General features: G+C 39.1%; 13 protein-coding genes and 1 pseudogene. 6 read left to right on the top strand and 8 right to left on the bottom strand.

The features are described 5' to 3' along the window. The first annotated feature begins 187 nt into the window (after positions 1-187). Both XEN7305_RS13805 and XEN7305_RS13810 read left to right on the top strand, forming a co-directional pair. Entirely contained in the window at positions 188-958 is a 771-nt protein-coding gene (locus tag XEN7305_RS13805; RefSeq protein ID WP_006510066.1) for a DUF4437 domain-containing protein, read from the top strand. A gap of 242 nt (positions 959-1,200) precedes the next feature. After that, positions 1,201-3,039 carry a galactose oxidase early set domain-containing protein gene (locus XEN7305_RS13810; protein WP_006510067.1) on the top strand — a complete coding sequence of 613 codons (1,839 nt, stop codon included), beginning with the start codon at positions 1,201-1,203 and terminating at the stop codon, positions 3,037-3,039. 113 nt (positions 3,040-3,152) lie between these two features. Here the strand turns inward: XEN7305_RS13810 and XEN7305_RS13815 are convergent, their stop codons facing one another. Both XEN7305_RS13815 and XEN7305_RS13820 read right to left on the bottom strand, forming a co-directional pair. Continuing rightward, the gene (locus tag XEN7305_RS13815; protein ID WP_006510068.1) at positions 3,153-4,103 is read right to left on the bottom strand and encodes an ion channel; all 951 of its coding nucleotides are present in this window, start codon (positions 4,101-4,103) and stop codon (positions 3,153-3,155) included. A gap of 130 nt (positions 4,104-4,233) precedes the next feature. Beyond that, on the bottom strand, positions 4,234-4,638 hold the full coding sequence (locus XEN7305_RS13820; RefSeq protein ID WP_006510070.1) for a TetR/AcrR family transcriptional regulator: 405 nt from the start codon (positions 4,636-4,638) through the stop codon (positions 4,234-4,236). On the opposite strand from XEN7305_RS13820, the pseudogene XEN7305_RS30350 reads away from it, so the two are divergent. Then, positions 4,638-4,739 (top strand): annotated as a pseudogene (locus XEN7305_RS30350) (nuclear transport factor 2 family protein); the annotation flags it as partial. The gene XEN7305_RS13820 and the pseudogene XEN7305_RS30350 sit on opposite strands and share 1 nt — an antisense overlap. Positions 4,740-4,803: 64 nt before the next feature. Here XEN7305_RS30350 and XEN7305_RS13825 read toward each other — a convergent pair. After that, entirely contained in the window at positions 4,804-5,640 is an 837-nt protein-coding gene (locus XEN7305_RS13825) for a sulfurtransferase (RefSeq protein WP_006510071.1), read from the bottom strand. Positions 5,641-5,725: 85 nt separating this feature from the next. Here XEN7305_RS13825 and XEN7305_RS13830 point away from each other — a divergent pair, with 85 nt between their 5' ends. After that, a complete protein-coding gene (locus tag XEN7305_RS13830; protein WP_006510072.1) occupies positions 5,726-6,424 on the top strand; it encodes a LuxR C-terminal-related transcriptional regulator in 699 nt (232 codons plus the stop codon). 14 nt (positions 6,425-6,438) lie between these two features. Here XEN7305_RS13830 and XEN7305_RS13835 read toward each other — a convergent pair whose 3' ends face one another. The 4 genes from XEN7305_RS13835 to XEN7305_RS13850 all read right to left on the bottom strand — a co-directional run bounded on the left by XEN7305_RS13835 (position 6,439) and on the right by XEN7305_RS13850 (position 11,203). Then, positions 6,439-7,878 carry an efflux RND transporter periplasmic adaptor subunit gene (locus tag XEN7305_RS13835; protein WP_006510073.1) on the bottom strand — a complete coding sequence of 480 codons (1,440 nt, stop codon included), beginning with the start codon at positions 7,876-7,878 and terminating at the stop codon, positions 6,439-6,441. Positions 7,879-8,064: 186 nt separating this feature from the next. Beyond that, entirely contained in the window at positions 8,065-8,397 is a 333-nt protein-coding gene (locus tag XEN7305_RS13840; protein ID WP_006510074.1) for a DUF86 domain-containing protein, read from the bottom strand. Continuing rightward, on the bottom strand, positions 8,394-8,714 hold the full coding sequence (locus XEN7305_RS13845) for a nucleotidyltransferase family protein (RefSeq protein ID WP_006510075.1): 321 nt from the start codon (positions 8,712-8,714) through the stop codon (positions 8,394-8,396). Before XEN7305_RS13845 ends, XEN7305_RS13840 begins: the two co-directional genes overlap by 4 nt. Before the next feature lie 122 nt (positions 8,715-8,836). Beyond that, positions 8,837-11,203 carry an ABC transporter permease gene (locus XEN7305_RS13850; RefSeq protein ID WP_006510076.1) on the bottom strand — a complete coding sequence of 789 codons (2,367 nt, stop codon included), beginning with the start codon at positions 11,201-11,203 and terminating at the stop codon, positions 8,837-8,839. A gap of 119 nt (positions 11,204-11,322) precedes the next feature. Here XEN7305_RS13850 and XEN7305_RS13855 point away from each other — a divergent pair, with 119 nt between their 5' ends. Both XEN7305_RS13855 and XEN7305_RS13860 read left to right on the top strand, forming a co-directional pair. Then, a complete protein-coding gene (locus XEN7305_RS13855) occupies positions 11,323-12,582 on the top strand; it encodes an AAA family ATPase (RefSeq protein WP_006510077.1) in 1,260 nt (419 codons plus the stop codon). Next, complete coding sequence (locus XEN7305_RS13860) at positions 12,579-13,226, top strand: retron system putative HNH endonuclease (protein WP_006510078.1); 648 nt, start codon at positions 12,579-12,581, stop codon at positions 13,224-13,226. Before XEN7305_RS13855 ends, XEN7305_RS13860 begins: the two co-directional genes overlap by 4 nt. 29 nt (positions 13,227-13,255) lie before the next feature. On the opposite strand, the gene XEN7305_RS13865 is transcribed toward XEN7305_RS13860, so the two are convergent. Beyond that, a complete protein-coding gene (locus tag XEN7305_RS13865) occupies positions 13,256-13,915 on the bottom strand; it encodes an ABC transporter ATP-binding protein (protein ID WP_144053274.1) in 660 nt (219 codons plus the stop codon). Positions 13,916-14,069 lie beyond the last annotated feature (154 nt).

The following is a 14,069-nucleotide window of genomic DNA, read 5'->3' on the forward strand; positions in this document are numbered from 1 at the left end:
AAAGCTGAATAAAAATTTCTTGAAAACTCTTGCCTAATTTTTTAATGTCAAACCTATAGACTGATTTCAAACCTAAATGAAGAATATAAGGACATTTCTATGCCTGATACTTACCATTCTCGTAATCATTTGGAGTAGCGCGCAAGCCTTACACCAAAGCATTAAGCCAACTTCTGAGGTCGTCTTGATGTCCAGAGCTGAATGGTCACCGCTCAACCCTGCCCGCGGTGATGCAAGCCCGAAGGCAAGTCCCCTTTGGGGCGATCGCACTGGTCCTGGGGCATCAGGCTTTCTTGTGAAGTTTGAGAAAGGCTTCTCGTCACCACCTCATATTCACAATGTCACCTACCGAGGAGTAGTTATCAGTGGTCTCATTCATAATGACGACCCCAATGCTAAAGATATGTGGATGCCAGTGGGTTCTTTCTGGACGCAGCCAGCAGGAGAAGCCCATATCACCGCTGCTGAAGGGAAAACTAATGTTGCATATATTGAGATTGAAGACGGACCATATCTCGTTCTTCCTCAAGAGGAAGCGTTTGACAATGGAGAAAGACCAATTAACCTAGAAGCATCAAACCTTGTTTGGTTGGACGCATCAAATATTACTTGGATCGATCTTCCTGGAACAACCACTTCTGACGATAAACCAAAAATAGCCTTTCTTTGGGGAAAACCCCAAGATGGAGAATTGAACGGGACTCTCCTAAAGCTGCCTGCTGGGTTTACGGTAAAAATACACAGCCACGACTCAATCTTCCGCGCTGTAGTAATCCAGGGTCAACCACAATATCAAGTATTGGGTAAAACAAAGATCAAGACCTTAAAGCCTGGCAGTTATTTCGGCTCAAAGAGAGAATCTGTGCATCAGGTCTCGTCTGAAGCAGAAGAAGAGAGCACTATCTATGTGCGGACAAAGGGCAAGTTCGACATAATTTCACTACAGCCCAAGAGTTAACGACACCCGATCTTCATTTATAGATATCTTCTTTTTGAGAAATGTCCTTAGTTCGTTAGGCTACAGTTTGAATAATCAATTTTACTCTAAAATAACCTAAGTTGATGAATTGATGGTCAAATATAGATTGAGTATTAAGAGAATGAGTAACCTATAACGGACCCAATTCATATTTAGTTAATGCTCATATTTTTACATATATTAAGCTTGATTCTATATCTAGATTATGCTGAGGATTTTCAATGACTAAACCCCGCATTTTTCCCGTACTCGTTGTACTTCTATCACTTTTCTTCTACTCTTGTCATTCTTCCGCATTGGATAGCAATCTCAACTATGCTCAAGATGGTAAATGGGGACCAATTGCTACTCTCCGAGACACGACTGACACATTTCCCGGAAGTGACAAAATTCCCAAGCCTGAGCAAGGCTGGTGGGTTGCTCCAATTCATGCCAATTTGCTGCCAGATGGAAAAGTGTTGCTGACCGGATGGAGTCGCCCTAAAGAACGCTTCTGTGAAGATTTTGAGGGGCGAGCATTTGGGACATCTTTTTTATTAGACCCAACACAGCTAGATACGACAAGTGATGGAACTTTAAACATTCAGCCTATTAATGAAACTCCCCAACTGGAGGGAGATGTACTGTATTGCTCTGGTCATGCTCCCTTGCCAAATGGAAATATTTTGTTTATGGGTGGTGCGAAATATACAAATCTTGGCGATGTTGAATATCCCCTACCATTTGGACAAGATGAATTTGGATTAAATTACGCACGAGTTTTTGATGGGGAAGAATTCTCAAGGGTTGCTTATCCTAATCCAGGAGGACCAACTCCACCTGAGGATGGCTCATGGGATGATTGGTACGAAACAGGAATGATGTGGTACCCAAGCATTACCAGAATACCTGGTGGCAAGAACCTGGTTAATGGTGGATTGGTTAAATGGATCGATGTTCTTAAGCCTGAGAAGATAAACTTTCTGAATAGAAGTGTCACTATTTTCGATTCTGGAAAATTTGAAGAAGGACAGGATCCTTGGACTATTTGGGTGAATCACGACAACGCTCCACTGCAAGTTGGTATCGATGTATTCGACTATCCCCATTCGATGCTGTTACCTAAGCCCGTTACAATTGATGGCTATGAGCGCCATGTTGTGATCTACGGTGGTATAGCGCCTAATTCTGAAAATTCTTCATTTATACCTGGCTTAGCATTTTTGAGCTTGGATGAGAACGTACCAGAAGAGAAAAGATTTACTGCTCCTATTGAGGCACGCCGACCCCAGGGAGGGTCTTTGATCGATACCTCTGCATTTATCACGGAGGAGGGATATATTGTTATTGTTGGCGGAGGTAGCGGTCTCCAAGAGGGACAACGTATTGATAAGTTTGACCCTTACCAGATGACATGGACTTCTCTAGATACTGGTATTACTAGGGAAAGAGCTGCGTCAACAATACTTCCAGATGGAACGGTTCTGATCGTAAACGGAGAGGAATATTTTGCTCCAGAGGAAAATATAGGCGATCTAACAAGACCTCTTATCTATGATCCGCAACAGAATACATTTCTCCAACTCAGTTCATGGACTGATGATGATCAAATGCGAGGATACCATAACATTTCATTGTTATTAAAAGATGGTCGGGTTTTAATTGGCGGCGGGAGAATTTATAAAGATGCTGATCAGGGTGAGTATAGGATAGGTTGTGAAAGACCAGAACTAAGAATTTTCAGTCCTCCCTATTTATTTCAAGGCCCTAGGCCAAAAATTACCAAGATTTCAGAGCAAAAACTAGTGCTTGGAGAGTCTAAGCTCATTGTTGATTTTGCCTCAGCATCAATTCCAGAATCTGATGGAGTTGTCCTTATGGCTATGGGTTCTCAAACACATAGCTTTGATCAGAATCAACGCCGAGTTGTAATTCAGTATCAAGAACTGGAACCGGGCAAACTTGAGATCACTGCACCAGAAGATGCGTTTGTTGCTCCAGAAGGGATGTACAATCTCTTCCTCATCTCCGATCAAGGTGTTCCTTCAATCGCTAAGACCGTTGAGGTTGTCAGCCAATAGGGGTAAAACACTCTACATCGGATCATAATAATATCTTGACGTGGGTAATCGTTAAACTCATAATCCTAATTGTGTCAAAAATTAAATTTTGATACTACATACTTGCTCTCTAATCACTCCAAAGGTTCGGTATTGTGAAAATGATCGAAATCTATGAAATGGTGACCTTCTGGGGCTTGATGAAATATCTCCACAAAACGATGTCCCCAAAGAATATCATTTGCCGCATAGGAATAGGGAGCATGAATTGGCTGGGCAACAGTCTCATCAATACCACTCAAAGAAACAATCACCATAGCTTTACTTTGTGCCAAAGACTCAGCCGTAGCACCCCATAAAGGACTGCTTTCATCTATTTGATGCATTACCGTCCAACTAAGAGTAAATCTTGGTGTTTGGTCACGAAGCGGCCTCAGCAAATACATTCGACGCATATATTCCCCCTCGCTGCTGATCTCATCTCGCATCAGATATAAACGAATTTCAGCTTTAATAATCTGGTTATGCCGTTGATTCGCTGCCCGTAACATCAAAGTTGGCGTCCCATTATGATTGGAAATAGTAGCTACATTACTGAATTCTACTCTCGCTGTTGGTTGAGAAAATTTAGTAAAAGCCAATCCCGTCATCAAGGCAATTCCCATAATTCCGATTAAAGCTTCCGTTGTCACCAGAATATCTGCGTAGGCAGTGGTGGGATACATCGAGCCGTAGCCGATGGAAGTTAGGGTTTGAACACTAAAGAAAAAAGCATCCCCAAATGAACCAGCAGTAGCATTTTCAATACAGTCTCCGCCAATTAGATAGGCGATCGCAAAAAAAGTGTTGATCGCAATATAGAACAAAGTCGTTAATAATAAAAAACCAGTCCAAGGGATTGTTAATAATAAATAATATGGTTCTTTCCAATGGCGATACCAAGCTTCCAAACTGGGAATATCAAAACGCCCTTCTCGAAAATTAATGCGCAATTGAGCTGAATTTTTCCCACCTAGTCTTCCGTTAGAATAATTTTTATTTTTGGTTAAATATGGTCTTCGTCTAGGATTTAATGGAGTTGGCATGAAATTCTGATTAGCTACTTAAGACTTAAAATTAATTTTACTCATGATAATGCTTACATAATAAACAGTCTGACATGCAGCACTCTTGCTGTTGCTTCAATATGTTCTGATAATTCATCAGGTGATTGGGTCACAGAGGGAATTTGCTCATCCATACTGCTTGCACAACATCATTATTGCGCAGACTATCACAACTATGAGCTGCTTCCACAATGCGAAATATAGGCTTTGCTGCTGATGACGAAACTTGCTGTAGTTTAGGGTCAGTTACTTGTTCCTTCATACTGAACATCATGCGAGCAATTTCTGGATTGTTGAGCGCAAATTCAACATACGCTTTCGTAATGGCTCTAATGCCTTTAAAAGAATCACTTTCAACATTCTGAGTCGTTTTTTGTAAAGCTTCGGCAAGTTGTTCAAATCCTCTCTGGGCAACACTAATAGCAAGAGCTTGCTTATTGGGGAAGTAGCGATACACAGCAGGTTGGCTAACCCCAATTTTCTGTGCTAGCTTGCTTAAATTTAGTGTGATCACGCGATCTAGCTGGAGTAGTACTTGCTGATGAACGCATCGGCCATCGTTTCACCATTGAGCAAGGCTTGATTCAAGCGATGGAAGTTTGTCCAATTCCTTAGTCTGCCCTCAATGCCTAGCAACGCCTGTGAGATGTCAAGCAATATAGACAAGTAGTCTTAGATCTTAAATTTCTATAGGCAAAGACGAAATACGACTCCACTCATTCCAAGAGCCATCATAATTTTTGACATTAGGATAACCCAATAAATATTTCAAGATGAACCAAGTATGACCAGAACGAGCTCCCAAAGCACAATAGGGAATAATCAGCTTTTCAGCGGTAACATTTTTTTGCGCAAAAAGCTCTTGCAACTCAGTATAAGACTTAAACGTGCCATCATCATTATGAGCCAACTCATAATAGAGATTAATCGCCCCCGGAATATGCCCCGCACGTTCATTGTCCTTCGGAGGTTCCATCAAAAATATTTCACCACCATATTCTTGAGGAGTACGAACATCTAATAAAATACAATCATCTTTTCCAAGGGATTTTTGTACCTCCTCCAGAGAAATTATTGAACTTTTATCTGGAGTCTGGGCGCGATATTGAGTCTTTTCTACTATTGTTTTTTCCTTGGTTAGAGAATAACCATCCATCAGCCATTTCTGGCGACCACCATTTAAAATTCGAACCTTATCATGACCAGAAACTTTAAACAGCCAGAAAAGACAACCAGAAGTAGCAGCATAACTATGATGAACTGTAACTATTGTTGTCTCATTAGTAATTCCAGCATTTCCCAGCATTTCTGACATTGCCGCTTGGTCAAAGTTAAATCTTAGGTCAGGCGTTAATGATGTTGTCATTGCATTCCAAAAAATCGATCCAGGGATATGACCTTGTTCGTATAATTCGGAACTCAAATCCATCTCAATAATTCGAACGTTAGGATCTTCTAGATGAGCTGATAACCATTGGGTATCAACAAGAATTTCGGGATAAGCGTATTCAAACATAAGGTTAAATCTTTAATTAACTACAGCTATGATAAAGATCGGATTTAACGTTGAATAGTCCTCGAAAGGGTACAGTTTGTGAAAAATGACACATGATCTAAAAACTTTGGTATCTGCGATCGCGAGAACTGAAAGCGAGTTAGAGCTACAGCAAACGGTTGTTCGTCAAATTGGTGAATATTTCGCAGCCAAACGCTATTGTTTATTCCTACTAGATCGTCTTCCCCAAGCTATATATCGCTCGAAATTATTTCAATCAGCTATCTCTCCACAACGAAATCCTGTTTTCCGTTATCTAGTAGAACATCACGTACCAGTTCATGAAGGGATATTATTAACAACTCAAAAATGGCAGACTATTTGTCCTCGCTTCGATCACGGTCATGTCATGGTTGGGCCAATTGTTAATACTGGCCATTTAATAGGTGGTTTGGCTTTAACTCGCGATCGCGATAACACCCCTTTTACCAATCAAAATATCTTGGATTTGAGTGCTTTATGCCTCCATGTATCTACTCAACTGATTAATTTCAAGTCCCAACAAATAAAGTTCGACCAAGACACCATCCGACAAATTACAACCCGTGAATCGCAAATTGCTGAATTAGTAGCCCAAGGCTTGACCAATTCCGAAATTGGCAAAACCCTTTGGATTCAGGAAAACTCTGTCAAACAAGCATTAAAACGAATGTTTCGTAAGCTAAAAGTTTCTTCTCGCGCAGAAATGGTAGCAAAGTTATCACAATATGATTATGTCAAAATTCAGATTATGAAACATAAATGATACATACAAAAGTTTTATTTGAGTATTGTAACCTTGGTTCCTGAGCGAATTCGTTCAGTAGGATGTAGAATTACCTTTTCTGTTTCCTGTAATCCATTTTCAATCACCGCCTCAAAATTACTGCGTTGACTAACCGTTATTTGACGCTTCTGGGATTTATTTTTTTCAATAACGAAGGTACACCAAGTATTAGATAAAATGCGGTTATTTTCTGCTTCACAACGAAATAAAGCACTCAAAGGAATGAGCAAAACATCTTTTCCAGACCAAACCACAGTTCTAGTTTCGACTCGATAACGATCGCCCAAAGGAATTTCAGAATCAATAAAATCGGCAATGATATTTACCCTTTGTTCTTCTACTCCCAAAGCCGATACCTTAGTAAAAGCCGAGGGTTCTATATAGCGAACCTTGGCCTGGAGATTTGATTCTCCGCCCCAATGCTCAAGAAACATCCTAGCGTTGGGTTTAACTTTTACCGCATCAGAAGAGAGCAAATCAACAACAATCTCTAAATCTTGGGGATTTCCTAACTCCAATAATTGGGTTCCGGCTTCTATATATTTGGCACTTTCGAGATTCACTCTTAATACATACCCATCAATCGGAGACCTAATATTCGTACGATTAGCATCATCAGTTAATTTTGCCAGCTCGGCCTCAACACTAGCGATGCGAGCATTATAAACATCTAAGAGATAGTCTGGATCTTGTTGTTCTGCCTGAAGAATTGCCAAGGCTTCTTGAGCAGCATTGACTTCTGCTGTAGCACTATCAACTAGTCTTTGTTGAGCTTCTAGAGCTCTCATTTGGGTAATTTCTTCTAATTCTGCTTGTTCTTTTGCCTGACGAGAAATTGCTCCATCAGCATGTAACTGTTGAGTCCTTTGGCGATCGCGTTGGGCCTGGGCTAACTCTGCGTTGACTTGCGCCACTTTAGCAATCGCCTCTTTTTGTTTGGCAATAGAAGCTCTAATCCTCGCTTCAGCTTGGAATATTGCTTCTTGTTTCGGGCGCTGGGTTGCTACTCCTGCTTTTTCCGCTTGCCACTGACGTAATCTAGCCAGAGCTTCTTGGATATCAGATTCTAAGGGTAAAGGATCGATTTGGGCAATGATTTGTCCTTTGCTAACGAGATCGCCTTCATCTAAATTAATTCTCGCAAGTCTTCCTTCTACGGGAGTTGAAACGAGATAACGCTTGCGAATTCGGGTTTCACCTTCTTCGTCAACAGTTACTAGCAGATCGCCACGCCTTACTTCTGCGACATCAACCGGAATTGGCGAGGGCATAAAGGCCCAAATCAATATGCCAACAAGTCCTAATCCTCCTAATATATAGGGTAATTGTCGCGGTAAATATTTCCTTGTTTGTTGCTTTTTTTCTTGGGCGATCGATTCTGAGGCTGCTTGCTCTTGAGTCCATTGAGCTGATTGGGAGGTTTTATCGATCATTGCTAACTGCTGTTTTGCTATTTAATCAGCACCTTAAATTCTTATTTTAAAAGAATTAACTGACAATCGTGAACTTCTTGTTTTTCAGTTTAGATAACAATTGTGAGGAGATTGCGATCAGAGCTAATAAACTTATTGTAAATGTTTTTTACTTTTCAGTTTTAACCATTCCCCAAAAAATATATTTCAATCTTGTTGTAATATATTTTCTATTGTCGCTTTTAAGTCAGGTAGATTTTGCTCAATTACATTCCAAACTCTATCTAAATTGACTTTCAAATAATCATGAATTAACACATCTCTAAATCCAGCTATCTGTTGCCAAGGAATATCAGCATAAGTTGCTCGAAATTCAGTTGATAGTCTTTTTGTAGCTTCGCCAATAATTTCAAAATTTCTAATTACTGCATCCTGAATTATGATAGTTTCAAGAAATACTTCCTTACCCTCAGAGGTATACAATTCAATACGCTCTATACATTCTTTGATATTGCTTAAATAAAGTCGATCATCTTTCATAAAAATATAGCTTCTTTTAAAACTCTATCTCTAATACATTCATGAAGACTGCTAGGTTCAGTTAAATCAACCTTACAGTTTAGTAGCTGTGCTAAGGACTGTATTAAAGCAATTTGGTCTAAGAGAGTGCATTTTGGTTTAAAATCTACCAAAAAATCTATATCACTATTAATATTTGCTTCTCCCCGCGCAACGGACCCAAAAACTCGCACATTATAAGCTCCATGTTGTGCTGCTATTTCGAGAATCTCTGCTCTTTTGTCTGCTAATAAATCTGCAATGCCTAACCCAATATTTTTGTGATTTTTCGAACTCACAGTATTAAATGTTTAATTAATTACACAAAAAGTTGATTTAAGGAGTCAAAGTTTTCAATGACTAACTTAGGAAATGAACATCTTTTAGAACTCTATTCCTCACAGAAACATTATAGAGTAAATTACTCTCTAGTTTTCAAAACAGCAATTAGATCCAAACGATTGATTTGACGACGAATAATTAACCCTGAACCAATAGCAGCCAATATCACAATCACAAAAGTAAAAGCATAAGTAGATTTATTAATCACTAAAGGTAAACGATACAATTCAGAATTGTAAGCCGCAGACATTAAAGCCGCTAAACCATAGCCAATGCCATAACCTAGAGGAATCGCTAACAAAATTAAAATTGCCTGTTCTCCGAGTAAGATAAATGTCACCTCAGCTTTGGTAAAACCCATAATTCGCAAACTAGCTAATTCTCTACTCCTTTCGGAAAGAGCGATGCGAGCAGAATTATAGACAACACTAACTGTAATGATGCAAGCAAAAATAACTAGCCAAGTAGTCATAATCTTCAAATTCTCCCCACTAATTTCTTCAAAACTCTTTAAACTTGCCTCACGGGTAGATATGCCAGTAACAGCGGGAATTTGTTTTAACTCTGTATAAAGCTGATTAGCAAGATGGTCATCTACCGCCAGATAAGCACCAGAAATCGTTGAACCTTCACGCATCAGTCGATTAAGAGCATTAATATCAATATAGGCTTGTACCCCTAAAAGTTCATCTACTAACCCAGCTACTACAATTTGGCGGGCAGGACGACTTGATTCTAAAACTTCTACGGTCAGAAGATCTCCAGGTTTTACCGCTAAGATTTCTGCCAATTTAGTGGTTAACACTAGTCCATCCCTAGGCAGTAAGACCGAATGTAAATTCTGATCCATCAAACGACGAAATTCTCCCTGGGGTTCGAGACCTGTTAAAGCAGTACGATAGCTACGATGTTGAAAACGCAATCGAGCTGAAACTAAACGAAATGCTTCCGAATCAATGACTCCTGGCAAGTTAGACACTTCATAACGAACGCGAGAAGAGCGGGGTTCATTAAATACAATAGTCATGTCTTCCCGTTGAACCTGACGAAATTGAAAGTCCATTAAATAGTTAACCGAATCCTTCAGATAATGACCACTAATCAGAATTGCCACGGCTAGAGAAACCCCAAAAATTGATAACCCGGCTTGTAATGGTTTACGCTCTAAATTCCGCAGGATGATTCTCCCAGAAACCGAAAATAAACTTTGTAAACCCAATCTTTCGACAATTGTAGGCTTGAACTTGGCTGGAGGCTCGGGACGCATCCCCTGGGCTGGAGGTAAAGCAACTGCTCTATTTACAGCCATAAATGCTCCGATCGCAGCGGCTGAATAACTAACTAAAATGGCAGTAGCCAAGACTCTAGGACTAAAATCGTAACGCAGCACAGGAAATTTATAAAATTGAGCGTAAATTTGCGTCAGTCCTCTACCTAACCAGATTCCTCCGAAAATACCTAAAATTGAACCTATAGTGACAATTATTAGGACAAATTTTAGATAGTGAACCCCAATAGCAAAATTGTCATAACCAAAAGCTTTTAAGACTGCTATTTGTTCGCGTTGGGTACCGACCAATCTCGATAAAACTACATGGAGCAAAAAAGCAGCAATTCCCAAGAAAATTGAAGGTAAGAGAGTGGCCATAATCTCTAAACTCTTAATCTCATCAGAAAGAATTCGATGGGAGAATTGGTCTTCTCTTCCGTAGGCTCCCAAGCCACCATAAGGGTCTAACAGTCTATCTAATTGAGTAATTACCGCAATTTCTTGAGCCCCAGGACTCAAAGAAAGGGTCACATTATTAAATGCGCCATCAAGGTCATAAGCTTTTCCCAAGGCATCTCGACCCATCCAAATAATCCCAAACCGCCTATTGTCAGGATATAATTCTCCGGCTCCCCGCACTTCGTAAACATATTCTGGGGAGAGGGCAATGCCCACGATCTGTAACTTTTCCCATCTGCCATTAATAATGGCTCCAATGCGATCGCCCAACTGTAGTTGATTCGCTTCGGCAAAAGCTTCACTCACAAGGATTTCATTGCTTCTACCTGAGTCTATATACCGTCCTTGACGGGGATAAATATTGTTTAGTATCGAAACCCGTTTTTCAGAAAGAGAAATCAATCTGCCTGTCGCTGGTTCAGGTAAATTAGGTACATCAAGGGTTACATCCACGACAATGCGAGTCTGAGTTTGGGCAACTCCTGGGATTTCCTCAATCTGTTTTTTAAGGGTTTCGGGAGCGCGTTTGAGAGACGCAAACACCTGGGCAAAATGATATTCGTTATAGTAAGTATTCTGAGTTAAAGTCAGGGATGTATAGGCACTCCTTGCCATGATAAAGCTAGCAATGCCGCAGGCAACCACTAAGGCGATCGCAATTACCTGGCCTCTAGCATGCCATAAGTCTCTAAATAATTTGCGATCAAGAGCATTCATATCTCAACTTGCATCAATCAATTGAAATCATAAAGTAGCAACAGTAAACAAAGTAAACTTTAAACAGTCGCATCTAAGTCAATTGTGAATAATATATTTTCGGTAATGTTATAAGTGTCATGAAAGTTAAACAACTAAAAATTAATTCTTTTCGAGGAATTAGTGAATTGACACTAGACTTCGATTTAAATGAGCCTACAGTCTTTGTTGGAATTAATGGGGCAGGCAAATCCAGCATCCTTGATTGTCTTGCTATTTTACTATCTTGGTTTACTGCCCGTGTTCAAAATCCACAAGGGTCAGGTAGTTACTTTAGTGATTCAGACATCAATAATAAAAGTAAAGAAACACACAATAAAATAACAGCCTACACATCTAATTTACAAGATATTAGCTGGTCTTTAACTAAAGTTAAAAAGGGATACAAAAAAGAGACTAATACTAATTTAAGTGGCATAAAGCAGTTAGCAGACCATATTAAATGTCATCACTTAGCTAATCATCGAGCACCATTACCATTAGCAGTTTATTATCCAACCAATCGAGCTGTCCTTGATGTTCCTTTAAGAATCAAGCAAAAACACTTATTTGAGCCTATTAACTCTTATGATCTAGCATTGACTAAAGGGAAAATTGATTTTAGACGCTTTTTTGAATGGTTTAGGAATCGAGAAGATTTAGAAAATGAAAACTATAAATATCATCCAGAACAAGGGCAAGACAAACAATTAGAAGCAGTTAGAACAGCTATATATCAAATATTGGAAGGGTTTTCCAATTTAAGAGTAGAACGCTCGCCTTTACAAATGACTCTTGAAAAAGAAGGTCAAAAATTAATTGTTAATCAACTATCTGATGGAGAAAAATGTTTATTAGCAATGGTAGGAGATTTAGCAAGAAGACTAGCAATTGCTAATCCTTATTCCCAAGATGTACTAAAAGAAGAAGCAATTGTTCTCATTGATGAAATTGAATTGCATCTTCATCCTAAATGGCAAAGAGACATTATTTCAGCACTCAAAAGGACTTTTCCAGAATGTCAATTCATTGTTACAACTCATTCTCCTCAAGTATTGAGTCATATTAAACCTCAAAATATTTATCTTTTAGAAAAAAATACTGAAGGAATTATTTTCAGAAAACCGAAAAGCTCTTTTGGTAGAGATAGTAATAGTATTTTAGAAGATATTATGGAGGTTTCAGAACGCCCCCAAGAGATCAAGGAAGATATTCTTAATCTGTTTCAACTTATTGATGAAGGCAACTTAGGGAAAGCTCAAGAATTACGTCAGAAAATTGCTCATAAAATTGGCTCTGACGAACCAGAATTAATCAAAGCTGGAACTTCTATTCGACGGAGGGAGATTCTTAATCGTTGAAATACATCAAAAAAAATCAACCACCACAAGACTTTATTCAATGGAAAAATTTAGCTAATGAACATTGGCAACCAAACTGGGATAACTTTCAAAAACCACAGAAATCTTCAGTTCATAAGTCATTATTAAAAGAACAAGGCTTGATTTGTTGTTACTGTGGAAGAAGAATTAATCAAACAGATAGTCATATAGAACATTTAAAGCCAAGGAATAAATATCCAGATTTGACTTTAGATTACATAAACTTAATAGCTTCTTGTCAAGGAAAAAGTGATGCTATCCACTCAATTCCAGTACATTGCGGGCATAAAAAGGGAGAATGGTACGAAGAAACTTTGATGGTTTCTCCTTTAGATGAAAATTGTACTAGTTTTTTTCGCTATACAGATGATGGACAAATATTAGCTACCGCAGATTCAGATAAGCAAACAGCGGCGGAAGAAACTATTAAAAGACTAGCTCTTGATGTCAATAAACTAAAAAAGATGCGCGAAAAAGCAATTGAAGGAATTTTAGATGATATAGATTTACTTTCTAATCAAGACTTAAATAACCTTATAGATGCTTTTGAAAACCCTAGTGACAATGGAGTATATGAAGAATTTTGTAGTGCAATTGTTTATGTTCTCAGGCAATATTTATGACTTCTAGATAGTGATTGCTTTCCGAAAAATTACCATTCCAAATCCTCTGGGGCAATCTTAGTATCATTGTGCTGGATACGAATAATCTCACCACTACGCATCGTAATAACACGATCCGCCATCGCAGCAATCCCAGCATTGTGAGTAATCACGGCAATTGTAGTTCCCAACTCACGATTAATTCGCTCTAATACTTGTAAAACCAACTTCCCTGTTTGAAAATCTAAGGCACCTGTCGGTTCATCGCAAAGTAATACTTGGGGACGTTTAGCGATCGCACGCGCGATCGCGACCCGTTGTTGTTCTCCTCCTGATAATTGAGCAGGAAAATGGTCAAGACGATTGTCTAATCCAACTAATCCTAAAGCCACTCTCGGTCGCATGGGATGAGAAGCTATTTCAGTAACTAGAGCCACATTTTCCCTTGCAGTTAGGCTAGGAATTAAATTATAAAACTGAAATACAAACCCTACAGATTCTCTACGGAAGTTTGTTAAACTGCGATCGCCTGCCTGAGTAAGATCCTGCTCTTGGAAGATAACCTGTCCTGTTGTCGGCACATCCAACCCACCCAAAATATTTAGTAGCGTCGATTTTCCGCTACCAGAAGACCCCAATAAAACGATTAATTCTCCCTTATATAAATCAAGACTAACATTATTGAGTGCGGGAACAGAAACCTCTCCCATTTGATAGATTTTACTAATATTTAGTACACGAAAAATAGGGAATTGCTTCCCACTTTTAGAAAGATTGAACTTTTCTTGTCTACTAAAACTTGCCACAAATTAAATTAGATTGAGAGGACTTTCTGAATACTTTTTACTCCAGAATAGCAAATTG

This window comes from Xenococcus sp. PCC 7305 (assembly GCF_000332055.1).
Taxonomy (GTDB): Bacteria; Cyanobacteriota; Cyanobacteriia; order Cyanobacteriales; family Xenococcaceae; genus Xenococcus.